Origin of the sequence: Niabella hirudinis, from assembly GCF_051201075.1 — a bacterium.
Lineage (GTDB): Bacteria > Bacteroidota > Bacteroidia > Chitinophagales > Chitinophagaceae > Niabella > Niabella hirudinis.
Map to the genome: position 1 here is coordinate 1 of NZ_JBPEHJ010000015.1, position 20784 is coordinate 20784.

The window sequence follows — 20784 nt, forward strand, 5'->3', positions numbered from 1 at the left end:
CGTAGATTTTGTGTGTGGTAACCTAAATCTACTTAAAAGGAGGCCCAAAAGCCTCCTTCTTTTATTTACACTTACTTTTTTCCCCGGACACCTGTAATATCAAACTTCAAACAAGAAACAGCGAACAGTCCATCAAAAATAAAAACGAATCTAACGTGAAACTTTGAACGTTAAACCTGAAACCCTTTCTTCGAAGGTATAGTTCCTCAGGAACAGAAGCCGAAACCTGGAACAGTCCTGTCTATCGTCCGCTATTCGCTATCATCGTTTTCAGGAGATTGGTAAAGGGCTTGTTGGCAATCAGGTCCTTAAGCGGTATGTGCATCCGGTACTGCCAGTAATGGTGCGGGTCGGCCGGGATATTGATCCGCTCCTCCCCGGGGTTTTTTCGCCGGATATGATCATCCATGCCCAGCAGATCCTGTAACTGGCATATCGACCACATGGCCGGGGAGTTAAAATGCTGCTGAACAATCTCCCGGTTAATCCAGTCTTCGCAATAAACGGGGGCTTCGCCCTGGAGGTGCAGCATCTCATTGTAAAAAATTTGCGTCAGCTCCCGGTTCTCCTCCCACCAGCCGCGGATGGTGCTCATATCGTGGGTTGAGGGCGACACCACGGAAAGATAGGGGGCCGTTGCAGGGTTAAAAAAGCGGATTCCGGATTGCTTGGGCATCCGCTGAATTTCGAGGCTAAGAATGCCGAGCTCCTTCATCACTTCCGGCACACAGGACGGTACCAGCCCCAGGTCTTCGCCACAGACCAGCATATTGGTAGCGGCCTTGAGATCCGGCAATTTTTTTAGCGACTCTTTTTTCCAGAAGGTGTCCTGCCTGTTAAAAAAATAATCGTTGGCGAGTGCATTTAATTTGTCCTGCTGATCATGGGGCAAGGATTGAAAGGAGAGCGTCTTGTCCAATCCGAACCGGGGATGGTAAGCGGTGTGCCCCTCCCTGCTTTGTTTTAAAACCAGTACATTGGCCAACAGCTGAAACAGGCCCTGTTTGAGATCATCCGGCCCGTTTTTAAGGGCAAACCAGTTTTCCAGTTTTCGCTGGCTGTCAAATTGGGGAAGAAAAGAATAATCGAATCCGTTTTCCGATTGCAGGAACTGCTCTTTTACACCTCCGGCCTTTTCTCCAAATACCTGGTTCAGCACAACATCGTTGATAAAAGGTGTGCAAAACCGGTCTTCATGAAAAGGTATATCATACCGGTGAAAGTCCTCCGCTTCCAAAGGAATGCTGGGGTCAAAGTAGCCCATAATACCCTGCACCCCATCCAGCGGAATGCTCCAGATCCTGAAAAAGCCCAGGATATGATCAATACGAAAGGCATCAAAATAATGACTCATCTGTTCAAAACGGCTTTTCCACCAGCTAAACTGGTTTTCCTGCATCCGGGGCCAGTTGTAGGTAGGAAAGCCCCAGTTTTGACCGTGAACAGCAAAGTCGTCCGGGGGAGCGCCGGCCTGCAACTCCATATTGTAGAGCTCAGGAGCCATCCAGGTATCACATCCGTAGCGGTATACACCAATCGGGATATCGCCCTTGATCACGATGCCTTTTTTATGGGCATAAGCAACAGCTGCTTCCAGCTGAAGATGCAGGTGATACTGAAGAAAGCAATAAAAACCCACAACCGGGTTGTTTTTGAAAAGCTTGCTCACCTCCGCTGCATCATATACGGAGTGCGTTCTCCATTTCAAATAGTCTACCGTTTTATATTGGTCTCTCAGATAACAGAAAACTGCGTATGGCTGTAACCAATGCTGGTTGGTTTTGAAAAACGCCTTGTAGGTTTTTGATGCCAGCTGTTCCTTGCCCCGCCGATCGAACAATTGCCTGAGCAACCGGAATTTTAATTTTACGACAGCCTCATAGTCAACCCGGGGAACAGCATTCAGCCGTTCCTTTTCGGCCTGCATTTCTTCTATCAACTCCGGTGCGCTGTCGCCGGCTACGGTTTCTATATTCAGGTAAACAGGGTTCAGGGCAAAGGCCGAAATGGCGGCATAGGGATAAGAATCCCTCCAGGTAAATGTGGCGGTAGTGTCGTTAACGGGCAGGATCTGTATGAGCTTTAACCCCGTTTGTTGTGCCCAGTCCGCCAGTGGTTCCAGGTCATTGAATTCACCAATACCCAGTCCGTTCCCGCTTCTCAGGCTAAACACGGGGATGGCCATCCCGGCGCCGCGCCAGGTATTACCGGGGCGTCTTATAAAGCCATCGTGGAGTATGACCGTTTCGTTTTCGTGTACCGGCGGACCAAACACCCGGTTTTCTTTTTCTTCATAGGCCACAAAACGTTCCTGCTTTTTATTGTAGATGCCATATTTATATTCCAGCGAAAAAGGAACCGATGATACCGGTAGACTTGCCACCCAATCGCTTCCTGTCTGCTGCAGCAACACCGGCGCTGCAGTGTTCCAGCCGGAGAGCTCGGGTATATTTCCCAGCAGGCAAACCACCTCCTGCGCTTCCAGCAGCGGGGCTCTCACCACAAAAGTATAGTTGGCTTCCGGTGTAAAAGTAGCGGGCGGGGAAGGCGGCGTATGTTGCAGCACTTCCTGGAATGGGGCTGTGTAAAACACGTTTTCAATAGCGCCCATATCGACCCAGGTGTCATAAATAACCAGGGAGCCTTTGGGATCCCGGGGGAGCTGCAGCTGCCGGGCTGCTTTATATTCCGGGATCCTTTCTCCCTCGTTGGTCTCAAAAATATAAAAATAAGAAAGCGGTTGCGGGAGGACCTGCTGATCCAGGTCCAGTTCAAGCGCCCAGTAGTCATAATTCAGATATTTCATCAGGATACCACGCCCGCCCTGGTTGTTCCCCGATATGTTATCCAAACCACACAACCATAAACTTTCCCCGTATTTTGTATGGAACTTTATATTGAACTGAACTTTCATCAATCAACAATTTTTTTTAAAACCGGCAAGTAACAGGGTTTTATCTGATAATCGTTACTCTTTTTTCATAAAGATATTGTGTATTTGATACGCATTTAAAAAATGTGACGATTTTTTTGAGGCAATTGCATTTTAATAGTCGGGATTTAATGCTATGATGGTGGCCCCGGCGCATTGGGCGGCTTACTTCCGGATCGAAACAAATTCATGCGGTGGTCCCGATATTTTATCCCCCATACCGTATAATATCGCCGGGTTCCCTTATTTTTGTGCAAAATTTTAAAGATGGCATCAAAAAATAAAGGATTAATGTGGATTCTCTTCTTCCTGTCCACTGCTTTTTTTCTGTTTTTAATTTTTAGCCATAATCCCTGGCTTACGCTGGTATTGCCGTTTGTAACTACCTTTTTTGTAAAGGCGATGGATATTATTTAGCAATTTTTTCGGATCAACGTATACGGGAGGCCGTTCTGACAATCAGAGCGGCCTCTTTTTTATGGTATCATCTGCTATCAGAAAAAGATGATGTCGTTGTTGCGTTTTAAACACCAGCTGCGTTTCATTTATAATACCGGTGCCCCGCATCAAATGAAAACCTGCCAATGTGATGCCCGGTTTGAAACAAAACATATTGACCAAAATTCTGAAAAGACTGAAAAAACCAAGCCATGAAAAAATTATTGCCGGTGCTAACGGGCCTGCTATTGCTGCTGTCTTGTTCCAGTAAAAAAAATGAAGTCACCGGGTATGCCCCTGTTTATGGAGATCCGGCAGATATGGCCAGTATTGTTCTGATGGCTGCGCAACCTGTAGCCAGCGGTGGCAAAATTTACGTGGAGGATGGCGTGCTGTACCAGGTAGAAACGGGCAAAGGGGTTCACATTACAGATATCTCGGATCCCGCGGCGCCCGTGCCAAAAGCTTTTATAAAAGCGGCCGGCGCGCAGGAAGTGGCCGTAAGAAATGGCCTGGTGTATACCAATAGCCAGGACGATATCGTGGTCCTGAAAATTGAAAATGACCAGTTAAGTGTGGTAAAGCGGATGCCGGCCTCACTGGGGCTGAAGCGATCTTCGGCGCTTCCTCCTGAACGTGGCCCGTTTGAATGCCCTGACAAAACGAGAGGAGTGGTGATCGGCTGGCAAAAGAAAACATTGATCAACCCGGCCTGTTCTTATTAAACCCAAAAATCGCTCTTATGAAATTGAAACAATGCTTCATGTTTGTGCCCCTGATCCTGCTCTTTTGTACCGGTTGTAAAAAAGGAGATACTGCATCGTCCCCTGGTTCGGGTGCCGGGGGGTCTACAGCCCGTATGACCATTTCGGGAGATTATCTTTACCTGGTAAGCCGCTCATCGCTGCAGACCTATGACATCTCCAACCCCGCACAAATGCTCCTGCTGAGCACCCAGAATGTGGGCTGGAATATAGAAACCATTTTTCCGTACCGGGATAAGCTTTTTATAGGTTCCGAAACCGGCATGTATGTTTTTGACAACAGCAATCCTAAAAAGCCGCAGCTCCAGGGGCAGGCGCAGCATCTCCGCTCCTGCGATCCCGTAGTGGCCGATGAAAACTATGCCTATGTAACCCTGCGCAGCAATAATAACGGATGTGGCGGCACATTAAATCAGCTGAACATTTATGACATACAGGGTACTCGTATTTTAAGTCCCAAACAGGTATCGTCCCTGCCCATGAGCGAGCCGCAGGGGCTTGGGCTTAAGGACAATATTCTTTATGTATGTATGGGAACAAACGGGCTGAATGTGGTGGATGTTGCAGATAAAACCCAACCCGTCAGTCGCAAAATTGTATCGGACGGTACGGACTTTATAGATGTGATCCCTTATGATCATATTTTGATCGTTTATGCAGCGGGCGGTTTCCTGCTTTATGATATTACAAACCCGGCCGATCCCAAAAAGATAGCCAACCATTAAAAGTAATTGTATGAGAGTGATACTAACAGTCCTGTTTTTGATCATAGGAATGCTGCCCGCGGTGGCGCAGGACCGGATTTATTCCAGAAAGGAGCGCCGGGTTATAGAGGCACGGATTACCGAGGTGGATATAGAGTTTATAAAATACAGGAAACTGCATAATCCGGATGGCCCGGTATATAAGTATCCAATAAAATATGTGGATTCTATCGTATATGCGAATGGTACCGCCGATTATTTTTCAACGGGACGGGGACACCGGCCCATCGGCCCGGAAAAGGCGGCCCGGCAAAGAGCATACGAAAAGCTGGGTCCGCATACCCTTATTGCTTCCGGCGGCGTTTTTGACATGGCCAATACCAACCTGGAATACAATGCTCCGGCCAATATGCGCAACCGGCCCTCGGCTGTTTTTCAGCTGTCGTATGAACGTACGGTGCTTAACAACCGGCTGGGGCTGGATGTGGCCCCGTTTGTGGGCGTAAACGAAGGAGCTTATGGATTGGGGTTGGCGATGCGGTTTTATCCGCAGAACCGGGGACGCGTTCGGCTGGGTATGGGACCGCAATACATTTTTTCTTCAAAGAATATAGTTGCCTATTACCGGGTTGCGGGCGCTAATGATAATGGCTCCTTCCCCTATACAACGGGCGCTTATGTGAGAGAACAGGCCCGGTTTTCGTCCCTGGCTTTCAGCGGAAAACTTACCGTAAATGTGAACAGAATCCTGTGCCTGGCCGCCAATTTCAGCGTTGGGGGCGCCCTGGGAGGCAGGGCTTCGGATGATCATCACCCGGATCAGTGGAAACTGGAGCGCGATAACGTTTACTATATGGCTGGTTTGGGAGCGGGCATCCGGTTTTGAGACGCCGACACCTGAATAATTCGGATATGATCTTTATTGTAACGGAATCTTAGATGAATGTAGCGAATAGCCGTGCTGTTGATTTTACTTTTGGGACGAAGCCTTAACGTAATATTCGGAGCCTACTCCATTAAAAATAGAAAGTGTGTCATTAGCCTCACCCTGAAAAACGCCGGATCTCATTGACCATCCCTCGTTGTTGGGGTTTAGAAATATATAGGGGTTATAGCCTGGACCATCCGACTCTTTCACCTCAATGTTATATTTAAAAGTAGCAATCTTACTATTTTCAGAATCGTATTGTACGCTGTCCGTATAAAAGAAGGTACTGTCAAATGTAAGTGTTCGCCGATAGGAGGCGGGGAAGACAACCGGCCCCATGTCGGAAACCTGTTTTACAAGTTTCCATGTACCAATTAAGGAATCATAATACGCTTTATTTTTATCAGCTAAAACCAGCGGATTGCTATCGTTAGATTCAGATTCCTTATTATTCAAAGGTTTTTTATATGATGATTTAGAACAGGAAATGGAATATATGGAAACAGCTATAAGCAGAAAGTATAAATTTTTCATAAATTCATATTTTCTTATGAAGGTAATGTATTTGTCATTTAAGTTGATTAGACTTTCTCCCAAACAGTAAGGATTCTAAGGCTCCTGCGGATTTTGGGCAGATTCAATATACCGCTGATTCCCGCTAATTGATTTTCTGCGCAAAAAATTGGCGTAAATCTGCGGGGAATACCATTCCTTCCTAAGTTTAAACAACTTCAACAATAATATATGGCGCTTTACTTTTTGCTGATCCTGCTTTATGTACTGGTGGTTGCTTTTGGGATCAGGTCGATCCTCCTGGATAAGGTATTGCCGGCGCATCTGAAAGTGCTGGGTATTATCGTAGTCCTGATTTTTAATATCATCCCGGTGGCACTCTACCTGCTTTTAAAGAAGGTAAAACCCCGGGACGCCTGATAGGGCTGGTAGCGTTTCAGGTTTTATGTTTCAGGTTATTGATACGCTATATCCTACTTGCTATTGCCTATTGCCCGCTGCCTATTGACCTCATTACTCCAACTTGTAAGTTGGGCCGGCTTTTTGCACCGGGGCCTGTTGCTGGTTTCCTGCGGACTGCAGGCTGCATCCGTTTCTTAAAAAGAAAACAGCGCCAACGATAATGATTGCAGCAAGTACGATCCAGGTTATTTTCTTTGAATTGCTTTTTTTAGCGCTCCGTTCCTGCAGCTGCTCTCTGGCGGCCCCCAGGCTCGTTTCTTTTTCGCCTACCAGTACGGGATGATGCGCGTGGTCGCGCAACACTTTTTGTGCCGCAATGCCGGTAAAGGGCGATAGCGGGATCGCTTTGGGAGTAAATGCAATACGCGTATCGGGCTTTTCAAGAATTCCTACGTTTTCCCATTCAACTGTTTCCTGGTCATTCAGCTTCACAAGAATATTCCGGGCAAACTCTTCAAACTGCTGCCGGGATTCATCCCTGCTGATGGCTTCCTTTGATCCAAGCAGGGCAAAAAGACCTTCAGGGTTTTCGCTGCTTTCCACCGCCTTGTTTTCGGTAAAGCGGATCTCCCAGCCCGGAGCTTCAACGGTTTGAAAGCCGGTAGATGCATTTACAGGAATCAGCTCAAACCGGCCGATCCCGGGAAGCGTGATCTTTTTTTCCTGGTATAAATAAGCGGACAATATAGGGAACATGATCGAACGTTTTACGGGAACGAATATACAATTCCCCGCAGGAAAAAATCGAAATTATACCTATGTTTGTTTTTTAACAAAGAACTAAACAAATTCTATGAAATGGTTGAATACAAAGTATAAAGATGGGACTGTGTCGCTGGCTTTGCTGATACTGAGGGTAGTTGCCGGCAGCGCAATGGCCATCAATCACGGATATAAAAAGCTGACCGGCTTTTCGGAAATGGCGGCCAAAGGCTTTGCAGATCCTTTTCATATTGGTGTAAAAGCTTCATTGGGGATGACGGTTTTTGCCGAGTTCTTTTGCGCGGTATTTGTTGTTTTAGGTTTGTTAACCCGTTTGGCGGTGATCCCGCTGATGATTGCCATGTGTGTGGCCTTGTTTGTAGCGCATAGCGGAGATTTTTTTGGAAAGGGTGAACTGGCCGGGGTTTTTCTGGCCGTTTTTCTGGTACTGCTGCTGGTGGGCCCGGGAAAGTACAGTTTGGATAAAACAATTGGTAAATAAGCGTATATGTTCGTTTCAGAAACACAGCTCCGGGTGCGGTATGCCGATACAGATAAAATGGGTGTGGTATATCACAGTAATTATATCAATTATTTTGAAGTGGCGCGTACCGAGTCGATCCGGAACCTTGGTATTACTTATGCAGCTATGGAAAGGGCGGGGATCATTATGCCGGTGATAGAAGTGCATTGCCGGTACATTCGGCCGGCTACCTATGATGACCTGATCACGGTTACGGCAAACCTGCATGAACTTCCGGAGGGGCACCGGATTACCTTTCACCAGGAGGCTTACAATGATAAAAAGGAATTGCTGGCCAAGGGCCATGTGGTGCTTTATTTTATGGAAGCCCGTACCATGAAGCGGGCTGCCATGCCGGAGCAATTGCGGGATGCATTGCTTCCTTTTTTCAGGGATACAACAAAGTAGCCGGCTTACTTGTTCCTGTTAAAACAGTTTATATGAAATGAGCTATAAAAAGTATCGGGTAATTTATATCAAAAGCGATGATAATTTTTATAGCGAATTCCATCTGACCCATAAAAATCAATAAAAAATTAACAGATGAAAGTAGCCAAAGGTCACCAGCCGCTGATGCCTTACCTGATCCTGCTGAATGCTGAATCCTTTATCGGTTTTACGCAGCGTGTATTCAATGCCCTTGAAATTTTTAAGAGCTATCGCGATGAAGACAGTAAAGAGATTATGCATGCCGAAGTACAGATCAATGGCTGCAATATCCTGTTTGCAGATGTAACAGAAGGATATGACGCGGCACCGGCTAATTTATTTGTATATGTAGATGATGCTGCCGAAACCCTGCGCAAGGCTGTAAACAATGGGTGTGAAATTATTGATGAGCTGGCGCAGCGGGATTACGGGCATAGCGCGGGAGTTAGGGATCCTTTTGGAAATGTTTGGTGGCTTACTTCGATGAAATAGGAGGTGCGCTTAACCGCGAAGTACGCGAAGGATCCGCAAAGACGGCAGGGAAAGGGTATTAAATACGTTAGCGAACTTAGCGTTACCCTGGCGCCCCTTGCGGTTGAATACTTAACCAAAAAGAATTCGCAAAGATCGCAACGAATGGGATTAAATCTTAGTGCGCAGATGGTCATTGCCACTGAAACGCAGAAACACAGATTCTTTGCTCTTCGTGTATCTTCGGGTCTTCCTGCCTTCGTGGCAACAACAGTTCAGATCAATTATAAAGGCACAGGGGGGCGGCAATACAAAGAGACGGGCTGCGCCGGGTTTACCCAATAAATTTTTCCTGAAGCTCCGGGGTTGGGCGCATACACTGGCTGGCCCGGCCAAACCACCGGTAGCGGTTGCGGGCAACCCAGTTGTATATGCCGTTGCGGATAAATGGGGGAATAATGATGAACAGGTACAGCAAAGGCCAGGGCGCTTTTAGCTTTCGTACAATTCTTAATGCGGCTGCTGAACGCAGAAACGCCTTCCCGTTTTCGATAAGCACCACCGAACGGCAGGTTTGCGGCAGTGCATATTGCCGCAGGAGCTGTGCCCCGGCCGCCGATTGCAGGGATGCAAACCTGAAACGGTTGCGTTTATCGTGTTTGATAATAAACTGCACCGAACCGTTACAGAGGTTACAGAAGCCATCAAATAATATAACCGGCCCGTTTTCCATGCTACTGTAGTTTCCGGATGGAGCATATTACTTTCTGCGTGCCTTTATCCAGGGTTTTTGTGGGGTTGGGGATAATGTCGGTCAGGTCCAGCAGGTATTGATGGGTGCCCAGTACCGCCCTGGCCTGCGCGCCTGTTTTTTGCCGCTCACAATCGGCCCCGGTGCATAAAGAAACGGTAATGCTGCTTTTGTTATCGCTGATGACGAGGTCGGCAATGGCTTCCCCGGCCCGGATGCAGCGGGCGTTCATAGGGCAGCGGCTTTCCTGTATCCGGGAAACCATAATTGTTATGCTGCCATACGATTTTTTTTCATTCAGCGCCAGGCTTAAGGCCGTGCCGTTTGTATCAATGGCCGGTGCGGTTTTCTTTGCACAGCCGGCAGCAACAGCAAAAAGGAAAATGACAAAAAAAGATTTCATAAGTTATATCTTTTTGCAAAGATACAACCTATGCTTCGTCACTGCTCAGTATACTTCGTCGTAGCTCAGCATGCTTCGTCACTGCTCAGTATACTATGCCTGGGAGGCATTCCAAATTGTCGCTGTCATGCTGAATTCATTTCAGCATCTATGCATATTGCCGTTCAATCGAGCCTGAAACAAGAATAGATCCCGGGTCAAGCCCGGGATGACATCTTCAGGGCAGCATTAGTATCAAACCGCGGGCAGCCTCCAGCCGTTTTGATACACCGGTTTTACCAGCTGGGTAGCTGCGGGGGTATTGAACTGGTTCTTTGCCTGATCCCAGTAGATTTTTTGCCCTGTGCGCACGGCAATATTACCCATGTGGCTGGCAATAGCCACGGTTGCAGCCGCTTCTACGGGGCAGTGCAGGTCTGCTTTTTTGCGCGATTTTACCACATCAATAAAGTTGGTCGTATGCAGGTTCAGCCCATTGTCAACAGATTTGGTCCAGGGCACGGCTTCGATCTTGTTTTTTTCGGGCCGTACTTCCCAGCCTCCCCGGTTTAGGAGCAGGGTACCGTTCTCGCCAATGAAGGCGATACCATGTTGCATGTTATACAGGCCCACTCCGGTGGCCAGGTTATGTTCCCAGCTCATCTGAAAGGAGCCAAAATCGTAGAGGGTGGTTTGCAGGTCGGGGGTTTCGCGGGCATCATCAGGAAATACAAATTTGCCACCGGTAGCCATCACCGATTTAGGCGCTTCGGCCTTCATACCCATTAATACGATATCGATCAGGTGCACGCCCCAGTCCGTCATCAGTCCCCCGGCATAATCCCAGAACCAGCGAAACTCATAATGGAATCGGTTTTTGTTAAACGGCCTTTTTTTGGCAGGCCCCAGCCACATCGTATAATCGACCCCCGCCGGTACCGGGGAATTAGGTACCACCGGCAATGGGGTGGATCCTCCGCGATACATCCAGGTTTTTGTTGAAGAAATGCGGCCCAGCTTACCAGATTGTGCATAGGCGATGGCATCTTTAAAATGCTGCTGGCTACGCTGCCATTGGCCTGCCTGAACCATGCGGTTGTACCGGGCGGCTGCCTTCACCATCAGCTGTACTTCAAAAATGGAATTGGCCAGCGGCTTTTCGCAGTATACGTCTTTTCCGGCGGCACAGGCATCAATCATCTGCAGGCAATGCCAGTGGTCCGGGGTACCTATGATCACAACGTCCACATCTTTATTTTGCAACAATTTGCGGTAATCTTTATAAACAGCCGGTTTCAGCGGGCTGATCTTTGCCAGGTCTGTAAGTCGTTGCCGGATGATATTGTCATCAATATCACATACGGCTACGCACTGCGTTTCGGGTACTTTTAACATGGAAGACAGATCGGACCATCCCATTCCCTTCATCCCGATTACTCCAATCCCGATCTTGTCATTGGGCGATACTGCTTTTTTGATGCTGGCCAAAAGATCCAGGGGAACCATGGATCCCAAACCTGCTGCAGCTGCAGCTAATCCTGTATTGCGGATAAAAACTCTTCTGTTTGTACTCATGTGGCAATAATTGTATTGTAATATTGACGAATATAAAGCATTTATCAAAAAGCTATTTACGAAAACGTTTGAATAGTTAATTTCTGTTGTTTAACGGAAAGCAGGTAATTTAGCCGGTATCTTTTAAAAAACAGGTAATGAAAAAATTAATGATGCTTGCAGGCTGTGCTATACTGGTGCTTGCCGCTACTGCCCAGGGTTCGGGGTGGAGGAATCTCTTCAACGGTAAGGATTTTACCGGCTGGAAACAATTGAATGGTAAAGCAAAATATACCGTGGAAAACGGGGAAATTGTGGGCACAACGGTATATGGACAGCCCAATTCCTTTATGGTAACCGAGCAGGACTATGGCGATTTTATCCTGGAACTGGAGTTTAAGGTAGATAGTACTATGAACTCCGGGGTGCAGTTTAGGAGCGAAAGCACTGCCGACTATAACAATGGTCGTGTGCATGGGTACCAGTTTGAGATAGATCCATCGGCCAGGGCGTGGACCGGCGGTATTTATGATGAGGCGCGCCGGGGGTGGTTATATACACTGGAGTTAAATCCTGCTGCCAAAAAAGCATTTAAACAAGGGCAATGGAACAAGATCAAACTGGAATGTATCGGCAATACCATGCGTACCTGGGTAAATGGTATTCCCTGCTCTTATCTTGTTGACGATATGACGCCAAAGGGCTTTATTGCCCTGCAGGTACATGGCATTGGCAATAAAAAAGATGAGGGACGGCAGATCCGCTGGAAGAATATCCGGATCCGGACCACCGGGCTGAAGCCTGCTCCGCTTGATGGTACTTTTGTGGTAAATATGATTCCCAATAACCTGTCTGCCGCGGAAAAAAAGAACGGATTCCGGTTATTGTTTGATGGTAAAACAACTACGGGATGGAGAGGCGCTTACAAAACATCCTTTCCTGCTAAAGGCTGGGAAGTAAAAGATGGCGAGCTGACGGTATTGTCTTCCCAGGGGAAAGAATCGGCAAACGGCGGCGATATTGTTACACGGCAGCAGTACAGCGCATTTGTTTTTGAATTTGATTTTAAACTGACAAAAGGAGCAAATAGCGGTGTGAAGTATTTTGTAACCGAGAGTGAAAAGAATAAAGGATCGGCTATTGGACTGGAGTACCAGGTGCTGGATGATGCGGTGCATCCCGATGCTAAAATGGGAAGGGACGGAAACCGTACCCTGGCTTCCGTGTATGACCTGATCACCTCCGACCGGGATAAGAAATCGCGCAAGCCCATCGGGGAGTGGAATAAAGGGATGGTTATTGTATACCCGAATAATAAAGTAGAACATTGGCTGAATGGCTTTAAAGTGGTGGAATACCAGCGGGGCTCGCCGGAATTCTTACAGCTGGTAGCTATCAGTAAGTATAAGAACTGGCCCAATTTTGGAATGGCGCCCAAAGGACATCTGCTGCTGCAGGATCATGGCAATGAAGTATCCTATCGCTCATTAAAGATCAAAGAGCTTAAAAAATAAAAGGATAAGAACAACGATTGGTAAAAGCGAGCGATCTTCTGCAGAAGATCGCTCGCTTTTATTGGGTGCATGCTATAAACACATCGCTCCATCCGGCGCAGCAATGATTGAAACCTGGTATTGCACAAAGTCTCCAGGCCGGGCTGGTATGTTTTCTGAACCTTGATACCCTGGAGCTGGGATAGATTCCCGATGCGGTTGTAGAAGAACTTTCGCTGTATAAGAATGAAGACGAGGAGATGGATGAAGAGATGATCAACGAAGGCTGGGGGTGGCCCCCGGTGGGGACGCTGCTGAGCCAGGGTAGCTGATATTTCACCTAATAAGGGGCTGTTTCAAAAGTCGTTTTACAGCATGATGTCGTTCTGAAGATGTCATCCCGGGCTTGACCCGGGATCTATTCTTGTTTCAGCATCTATTGACGAACAAGCATCATTAGATGCCGAAACAATCCCGATCGCCACCGCATTGGCGTCAGGTTAAGGGGATGTAAGCATGCCGGCAAATCTGCTCTATTAAAGGCTTTGAGGGGCATAGTCCCGGATAGATTTTAGAACGTCCTGCTTCAGCGCGACGTCAGCAGCCAAGAGGCAGATGTGAGTGCCATAGGCACGGCAAATGTTTCGGGCTGACGGCTCTCAATCCTTCGTCTGGATGGTGAGACGGGTTAAAACCCGCTCTTACAATATTCATCGCCGCTATGCGGCGGGTACAGTTTGCATGCTAACCTGACGCAGATGCGATCGCCATCGGGACGGCATGACAAAACAGCGACTTTTGATACAGGCCCTTATCCCTGGCGAATGGAGATAAAAAGGGAAATTGTTCATAAGCTGGTCGAGTGGAAAAAAGCCAAAAAGAGTTGAATATTCCATTGTTTATGGAGGGTTACACAAGGACATTCCTTACTACAGTGCCAGATCGGTAAAGATCGTGTACACTGCGGCACTCAGTGTATTAAACTCCAGTCCATCCGGGTTGGCCAGGTCCTTGTCAATGGTCGGGTCTGCATAGGCAATGCCCTCTTCATGTCCGTTCCATAAACGTTCTATTTTGCCCAGCCCGCCGGCTACCAGTGTTTCCCGGATCATCTTAAAGGTGGTGCGTATGTTTTGTAATTGGAGGGAGCGGCTGCTGGTGGTATCACTGTCGGGGATACCGAGCCGTTGTTTCAGTAACCGGATGCGCAGGTCTTTGATCAGTGGAGAACTTCCGTTCGATTGCTGCAGGTCGGTTATTACCAGGTCGCTGCTGCCGTCAAAGGTGAGCCCCCGCCGCCGGAAGGCGCTGCTGCCGGTTAGTGCCCACACATCGTCTGCAATAACCACTGTTTGTTCCAGGTTGGAGGGCCGCCCGGGGAAACCAATGGGGTGAAAGGCCACAACCTGTTTGGCTGGCAGGTTACTGATGATGGAAAAACGCTCTTTTACCTCGCTACGGATCCATTGATCATATTTCTTTGTAAAGTCTGGCTGGCGCGGTGTGCAGAGGATCAGTTTCAGCCCGGGTTTTGCGGCTAGCTGATCCTGCAACTCCTGTACCAGGTCCACCGTATAATCGGCTGCCTGGGAGCCTTGCGTAAAGCTGAAGCCGGGTGTTTCGATGTAGATGAACTGGCGGGCATTCCGGATGGCTTCCTGTAAGGCCCATTGTGTATCCCGCCGGCCAAAGCAGGAGGCGCTCAACTCGCGTTTCAGCTCATTATAGAGGCGCTCTTTATCGCTTTCGGCCAGCGCATTGTTGTCTTTGAGCGTATTGAGCCGGTTGACCAGCTCTGTTTTCAGCTGGCCCGCAGCAGTGGCCAGCAGCCCCGGCAATGAACCGGTATTGATATTGTTGATCCAGCCGGTAACCAGGTTTACGAGGTCGTCAAAGGTGGCGGGTATGCTGCTGATATTGGGCTCAATGATGGTTTTTAATAAAGCAAATTCCGGTGTTTCGCAGTAAGGAGCTATGTTCTGTAAAACAGCGCCACATACGGTTCCGTTGGCAGCGCCGGGAGCTTCGGTTTCACCCAGCGCCGGGGTTGCGGCCGGTTCATTCCAGTTGGCATCCGCCAGCTGTACAATCCGGTCATAAAAACCGGTGGTTCTTCTGAATGCCATCCGCCCGATGTCGTAGGCCAGTTGTCCCTGCTGGGTATAGATCCCCGTGTTGCTGGTTTCTTTTCCGCCCGGGGTTCCCGGGCAGCCCCGGTCCTGTATCGCATTGTGAAGGCCTCCGGTAATGGAGCCGCCACTGATCAATGCCTGCCAGTTGCCGGCTTTTAATGAAGCCGCCAGCAGGTCTCTCCGGGCCATGGTGGGCAGCCGGCAGGCATCGCGGGGCTGGGTATCGGTACAAAGTGTAAGGATGCTGTTGACAAAATTTTCAAAGCTGCTGAAATCAACCGAAGTAACGGATGTTGTATTGAGCCCCAGGATGGCTGCCGTGCAGATGCCCTTTTTTGCAAGCGGCTGAATGGCATTGTTGGGCCGGGCCGGAGGAAGGGTTACGGCCGCCGATTGTACCGGCAGGGTAATGGCGCCATAGAGCCGTTTATTGGTGCCATCATTTAAGTTGATCATGAGGTCGAAGATCAGCTCCGGGTTGGTGGGCACGGTTACCGTACCATCGGGTCGCTTTAAGCCCAGCGGATCGGTAAGTACCAGGTCCAGCTCCCCATCCAGGGTGCGACCGGTAAACGGGGCTACGGTGGCGGTACAAACACCTCCGGCTCCATCGCCTCTTTTTATAATGGCATCGGTCAGGAATACCCGGTTGTATACACGTATGGCGGCCCCCGCCGGGATGCCGGTGAGTTTGAGCCGGATATCGGTTGGCTGACCACCGCCACTTGCCGGTAAAAAATCGGCCCGGCTGTTGGTTTTGATCTCATTTTTTAATGCGGGCGGAAAGCTGCTATCGGCGGTAACGCCGCCAATGGAAGGGAACTGTGGCCAAAGTACATTGGCTTCATCCGCAGGCAGGGGCAGGGTATTATCTATGGCCGTGGCGGCGCATAAACCCTCGGTTAATGGTGCCGCAAAAACAGTTTGCAGCCGGCCCATTATGTGGTTGCCGGTTGGTAATAATGCAAGGTTCTGGTGCAGGCGTATAAAGGGTTTGGGCTCCAGCTGAGTGCCGTTAAAACTGCTGTTGGCATCGCCCAGCAGGTATTTTTCAGTTTCGATCACTTTAACGGTAAAAAAATCGTGTGCGGGAGTGTTGGCTGCAAGGCTTGCCGGGAATGTTACCAGCGGTACTCTATCGGCCATGCGGCAGTAAGTAATATTGCCCATAAAAAACCGCGCTGCTTTTTCCGGTGGAAAATCGCCGGAAGCCGCTGTGGCTGTTTGTCGCCGCAGCTCGCCTTTGAGGCTGGTATCGCTTCCGGAATAAGTGTCGATGGCGAACAGACCTATTCCCGCATTGATGGCGGTAATTCCCTCGATATGATCACCATTGTAAGGCGCCCCATCGGCTGTTACCAGTCGCACAGTTTGGCTGCCCGTAGTGCCAATGATCGCGTCCAGCTGGTTATTGAGTGCGTTGTCGATATCAAGCGCGGGGTATAAGCCCAGCAGGCTTTTTACCAGGCTGGCTGCATATTGGGGATGCAGCGGGTAGCCCTGTTCATCAAAGAACGTCATGCCGCCATTAAAACCCAGGTCTTCTCCCGCTGCAACATATCCTTCGGTAACGCCCGCGGCGCCGCTGCCGCTGTAAAAGATAAAGGCCGGCACCTGCCGGAGCGGCTGCCCTGCGCCTCTTTCAAAACTATGGGCATTGGCCTGCTCAAATTTTAATGCCAGCAGGCGCTTCATGCGCAGTATTTGCTGGGGAAACAAGCGTAGTACGGCTCCATCCTCCTGCACCATGCTACCGTCTGCTTTTTGCAGGTTGAAGGAAAGCGGGTGGGTGCTGTCTGCTTTATTGATGATGCCGCTGAAAGGCGCCAGCCAATTATTGGCCGTATAGCTCAGGCTAAGGGTATCACTGTCTGAGGTAATGGAGGGCGTATTGCTGCTCTCGTTGGCCCATTTATGAGTTGTTGCCGGCATGGTAAAACTCAGCCCTTCAATACCAAATTGTTTCAGGTTCTCCGTAGTCAGGTCTTGTAATAATGGCATACACTTTTTTTTAAACGTTCATCAAAACAATATGATCAGGAGCATAACATTTTTTTTTATTGTTTTTCACGCAAAGACGCCAGGTTTTTTCGCAAAGAGCTCAATGTTGCAGAAAAATGTTATGCCTCATCGGTTCAGGATTCCAGCTGAATTTCACCTGCCCGGTTAAGGGGGTCTGTGATCCTGAGAATGATCTTAACCGGGGCGCCCTTTACACAGAGGCTGAATCTTGTAATACCCGTGGTATAGTTAACGGACATACGGCTGATGGCCGGTAGCGCATCTGCCGCAGCTGCTGTTGTGGCAAGGGGCACCGGGGTTGCGGCTTCCATGATCTCGTGGGCAATAAAACTTCCTTTCAGGCTGCGCTGGTTATTGCTGTCCAGTTCAAAAACTTCGATCAGCGTTTTACCCAGATCCAGCAGCTCAAAGGGGGCGGAGGTATCGACCTCGAAACGGCTGCAAAACGCGTTGGAAGCCGGCATGCCCGCGGCAACCAGGGTAGGCGGTATATCGGGTGGAAAATAGATCAGTTCGGTGGTGCTGCCTCCGCTGATGCCACTATACAATCCACGGGCCGGATCTGCCTTGCCAATGGCTACCGCCTGGTATACAAAGGGCCGCCAGCTTTTGCTGACACCGAGGTCGTTGATCTTTTTCCCTTTATAGGAGGTCCCGTTCAAAAAACTGATCTCCGCATCTGCCCACTGGGCATCGGTCTCCACATAAACCGGCAACCCTTTCATGCCTACATCGTTTCCTCCAATTTTCTTTCGTACACGGTACAGGTGGTAGCCCAGAGGCTCCTCCCCAATAGTGGATACCACTTTTACCTCAATGCCTTCGCCAACAGGATCTGTTTCCAGTTTCTTTTTGTACCGGCGTACCTGTAACAGGGGCGATGCCGGTACCACTACCTGCGGCACGGCAAAAAAGATCACATTGCTTTTTTTACTTTCGATATTGGCGCTGTTTACACTGCTTACCTGGTACAGGAAAAGGATATCGGCCGATCCGGGCAGCATGAGTTCAATAGCGGGCTGCAATACCGGTTCTTTATTAACACGGCTAAAAAAGCGCTGGCAGGGCTCACTGTATTTTGGCTGGGCCAGCAGGTCCCTTAGCTGGGTAGCCCGGTCCGTATGCGGCTCGCTCAACGGCTTAAGATGTTTGGAGCTGTCGGAGGGGAACTCCTGTTTTAATTGTTTGTCGAGTATGGCCCTGATGGCTGTTTCATTGGCCTCCCACACATGGTAACCAATGGCATTGGTGGCGGTGGGCCAGGTCAGCCTGCCGCGTGCGGTTTTTGCGGCATCGGGCATGGCGGTAAAATTGACTGTTGCGGGAAGGGTGGTAACCGCCGGCGGGCGCGGGTCGTCCATCTGCGTGGTATAGTTGATCTTCTTACGGTTTACGAGGTCAAAAGGAATATCCCAGGGGTTCCAGTCGCTGTATTCGTTTACGGGGATGCGTATCCGTTCCAGTCCGCGGATATAGGCTGCATAAGCCACCTGGTAGGGCGAACCTCCGGGGAAGCTGCAATCAATATTGGGGATGATCAGCTTATAACGCACCAGGTTGTTTGCCGGCACATCGCTGCTGCCCACCACCGGATCTACGGGGGAAGCCGGTACATTGGTATGCATGATGGTGATCTGATACGGAGGGGCTACTACGGGCACAACGGTGGGATCGTTTAACGGAAAGTTAACCTCGATGACCGGAGTGGTAGTATCGCCGCTTCTTAACCCAAAGAAAGAGGGTACACCCGGTGGCGGTTCTGTAAGCGCTGCGTTAAAAAAAGTGCCGGCTATTTGTATCCGGGAGGGCGAGCGGTCGATCCAGTCCCACCCAAATTCGATCTCTAACTGGCAGGGTACGGGTGATTGATTGGGTGCCAGTGTATACATGTCTACACCGGGTCTTAACGCCAGGTTCAGTGCCATAATACCGGGCTGCTGGGGTACTGCTGCCACTGCCGTAAAATTCTTTTTTGACCAGCCGCTCCAACGCCCGAAGACGTCCCAGCCTGCCACAAAATATTTATGTGTCTCACTGCCGTAAAGAGGTACGGGCTCTTCTGTTGCATTGATGATAAAGCGGCCTACATCAGCGGGGTCCTGCTCTACCCCGTTGACCTTGGGCACGGGCGTAAAAAAGTTCTTATAACAATCCTTATCAAAAGGATACGCGTCATTCATTACCTGGGTGCTGCTGCCGGCTTTGTAGTTGGCGGCTGTGCCATAGCCCTGCGGCACCACACTCTGGTTCCAGCGGAGCTTTACCGATTGGGTGTAGGCGGCATCCCTTGTTTCCGGCCGGTTTAGCTGGATGCCGATGGCATCTAATTGCTCCGGGGTAACCGGGAGCGCGCGTTCATCATTGAGAGCGGCAAAGACCAGCTCCTTGCTCAGATCATCGAGAAAACTGAATTCAAATTTTTCAAAAGGCCGTACCACATAGGCTGCGGTTACCATATAATCCATGCCCAGCAATTGCTGGCTGGAAGCGGCGGCCGCCATTTTCATCATCTTGAACGCGCGGGTGTCAATGACGGGTTGCTTCACCGGGGGAAAATCGTAAGTGCCAAAACCCAGGCCCAGACTGGCGGGACTTTCGTTGGTAACCGACAGCAGGGTATGGTTCACTACCGGTATAATGGCTTTTGCGGGTTGCGGCGGTCCGCCTCCCGGCTGATGCAACCCATCAACGGTGTATTCCTTTTTGTAAAAAACCTGCCGGGTCTCCCGTATCCAGGAGTAGTCGTCACAGTTGGTCAAACAGTCATTGATCATGGGCAACTGTTCGGTCCCCAGAAATTTAAGATAGTCGGTTGCTTCAGGATGTTTCCAGTTCACGTCCGGGCATTGCGGGTCGGTTGCATTCACAGACGGAGGGGGCATAAACAGCCATTGGCCCATTTTTAAACGCAGGCGCGCAGCCGATTCTGCGTCCATCAGTGCCGGTACAAACCCCTGCGGATCTCCATCATAGCCAAGACCTCCTACTTCGCCGGTTTTGAAGGGCAAACCTACCACCTGTATATGCTGCCAGTCGGTTGCGTTCAATACACTTTGCATGGTTACACCCACCAGGCTGGTTACCGTTCCCATTCCTTCACATTGAATGCCGGTCATAAACGGCGCTTTAAACAATACGGTGCCGGTGGCGGTAAGGGTGTATTTTTTTGCCTTCATGAGCGTATTGTCCCGCCCGATGGGTGTTAACACAAGGGACTGGCCAGCGGGCACAGTGCAACTGATGGCCATCACAAACAGTTCTTCATGAAAATCGAAGCTGCGCCATACGTTAACGGCCTGGGCTCCGTTTTCTACGAGACGCCGGATACCTTCAGCCGGGTAACGCCCCGGCCTGCGGTACACATTAAACGGCTTGCGCGGAAACCCAAACTCGGGGTGGGTGGTCCAGCGCAGGGCCACCGGTATGGTTTGACCGGGAAAGGCGAGCCGGGATCTTTTTACATCCTCATCACCGCGGGCAGCGGGTAAAAACACTTTCTGCCAGATACCCTGCAACACCACTTCTTTTAATGAAGCGCTGAACAGCTGAAATGCGGGGTGTGTTAATAACATAACTTGATTTTT

General features: G+C 49.5%; 17 protein-coding genes. 9 read left to right on the plus strand and 8 right to left on the minus strand.

Translation table 11 applies throughout. The annotated features are described in order from the left end of the window. Positions 1 to 241 precede the first annotated feature (241 nt). Entirely contained in the window at positions 242 to 2914 is a 2673-nt protein-coding gene (locus GGU45_RS19605; protein ID WP_435227657.1) for a 4-alpha-glucanotransferase, read from the minus strand. A 285-nt stretch (positions 2915 to 3199) separates the two neighbouring features. Here GGU45_RS19605 and GGU45_RS19610 point away from each other — a divergent pair, with 285 nt between their 5' ends. From GGU45_RS19610 to GGU45_RS19625, 4 genes are all read left to right on the plus strand, one after another. Next, a complete protein-coding gene (locus GGU45_RS19610) occupies positions 3200 to 3349 on the plus strand; it encodes a hypothetical protein (RefSeq protein WP_435227658.1) in 150 nt (49 codons plus the stop codon). A 233-nt stretch (positions 3350 to 3582) separates the two neighbouring features. Beyond that, complete coding sequence (locus GGU45_RS19615; RefSeq protein WP_435227659.1) at positions 3583 to 4095, plus strand: hypothetical protein; 513 nt, start codon at positions 3583 to 3585, stop codon at positions 4093 to 4095. A 17-nt stretch (positions 4096 to 4112) separates the two neighbouring features. Further along, a complete protein-coding gene (locus tag GGU45_RS19620) occupies positions 4113 to 4859 on the plus strand; it encodes an LVIVD repeat-containing protein (protein ID WP_435227661.1) in 747 nt (248 codons plus the stop codon). Between the two features lie 10 nt (positions 4860 to 4869). Next, positions 4870 to 5724 carry a hypothetical protein gene (locus GGU45_RS19625; protein ID WP_435227663.1) on the plus strand — a complete coding sequence of 285 codons (855 nt, stop codon included), beginning with the start codon at positions 4870 to 4872 and terminating at the stop codon, positions 5722 to 5724. Between the two features lie 84 nt (positions 5725 to 5808). Here the strand turns inward: GGU45_RS19625 and GGU45_RS19630 are convergent, their stop codons facing one another. Beyond that, positions 5809 to 6300, minus strand: coding sequence for a hypothetical protein (locus GGU45_RS19630; protein WP_435227665.1), 492 nt, complete (start codon positions 6298 to 6300; stop codon positions 5809 to 5811). A gap of 210 nt (positions 6301 to 6510) precedes the next feature. Here GGU45_RS19630 and GGU45_RS19635 point away from each other — a divergent pair, with 210 nt between their 5' ends. Continuing rightward, the gene (locus GGU45_RS19635; RefSeq protein WP_435227667.1) at positions 6511 to 6699 is read left to right on the plus strand and encodes a hypothetical protein; all 189 of its coding nucleotides are present in this window, start codon (positions 6511 to 6513) and stop codon (positions 6697 to 6699) included. Positions 6700 to 6792: 93 nt separating this feature from the next. On the opposite strand, the gene GGU45_RS19640 is transcribed toward GGU45_RS19635, so the two are convergent. Next, complete coding sequence (locus tag GGU45_RS19640; protein ID WP_435227668.1) at positions 6793 to 7437, minus strand: hypothetical protein; 645 nt, start codon at positions 7435 to 7437, stop codon at positions 6793 to 6795. Positions 7438 to 7534: 97 nt separating this feature from the next. On the opposite strand from GGU45_RS19640, the gene GGU45_RS19645 reads away from it, so the two are divergent. From GGU45_RS19645 to GGU45_RS19655, 3 genes are all read left to right on the plus strand, one after another. Beyond that, the gene (locus GGU45_RS19645) at positions 7535 to 7945 is read left to right on the plus strand and encodes a DoxX family protein (RefSeq protein WP_435227670.1); all 411 of its coding nucleotides are present in this window, start codon (positions 7535 to 7537) and stop codon (positions 7943 to 7945) included. A gap of 6 nt (positions 7946 to 7951) precedes the next feature. Next, the gene (locus GGU45_RS19650; protein WP_435227672.1) at positions 7952 to 8374 is read left to right on the plus strand and encodes an acyl-CoA thioesterase; all 423 of its coding nucleotides are present in this window, start codon (positions 7952 to 7954) and stop codon (positions 8372 to 8374) included. A gap of 135 nt (positions 8375 to 8509) precedes the next feature. After that, positions 8510 to 8887, plus strand: coding sequence for a VOC family protein (locus GGU45_RS19655; RefSeq protein WP_435227674.1), 378 nt, complete (start codon positions 8510 to 8512; stop codon positions 8885 to 8887). A 313-nt stretch (positions 8888 to 9200) separates the two neighbouring features. On the opposite strand, the gene GGU45_RS19660 is transcribed toward GGU45_RS19655, so the two are convergent. The 3 genes from GGU45_RS19660 to GGU45_RS19670 form a co-directional block, all read right to left on the minus strand. Beyond that, complete coding sequence (locus GGU45_RS19660) at positions 9201 to 9599, minus strand: thiol-disulfide oxidoreductase DCC family protein (protein WP_435227676.1); 399 nt, start codon at positions 9597 to 9599, stop codon at positions 9201 to 9203. A gap of 1 nt (position 9600) precedes the next feature. Beyond that, on the minus strand, positions 9601 to 10020 hold the full coding sequence (locus GGU45_RS19665) for a hypothetical protein (RefSeq protein WP_435227678.1): 420 nt from the start codon (positions 10018 to 10020) through the stop codon (positions 9601 to 9603). Positions 10021 to 10254: 234 nt separating this feature from the next. Then, the gene (locus GGU45_RS19670) at positions 10255 to 11574 is read right to left on the minus strand and encodes a Gfo/Idh/MocA family protein (protein WP_435227679.1); all 1320 of its coding nucleotides are present in this window, start codon (positions 11572 to 11574) and stop codon (positions 10255 to 10257) included. 137 nt (positions 11575 to 11711) lie between these two features. On the opposite strand from GGU45_RS19670, the gene GGU45_RS19675 reads away from it, so the two are divergent. After that, a complete protein-coding gene (locus GGU45_RS19675) occupies positions 11712 to 13067 on the plus strand; it encodes a 3-keto-disaccharide hydrolase (RefSeq protein WP_435227681.1) in 1356 nt (451 codons plus the stop codon). Positions 13068 to 13975: 908 nt separating this feature from the next. Here the strand turns inward: GGU45_RS19675 and GGU45_RS19680 are convergent. Then, a complete protein-coding gene (locus GGU45_RS19680; protein WP_435227683.1) occupies positions 13976 to 17179 on the minus strand; it encodes a phospholipase D-like domain-containing protein in 3204 nt (1067 codons plus the stop codon). Between the two features lie 134 nt (positions 17180 to 17313). Beyond that, positions 17314 to 20772 carry a hypothetical protein gene (locus tag GGU45_RS19685; protein ID WP_435227684.1) on the minus strand — a complete coding sequence of 1153 codons (3459 nt, stop codon included), beginning with the start codon at positions 20770 to 20772 and terminating at the stop codon, positions 17314 to 17316. Positions 20773 to 20784 lie beyond the last annotated feature (12 nt).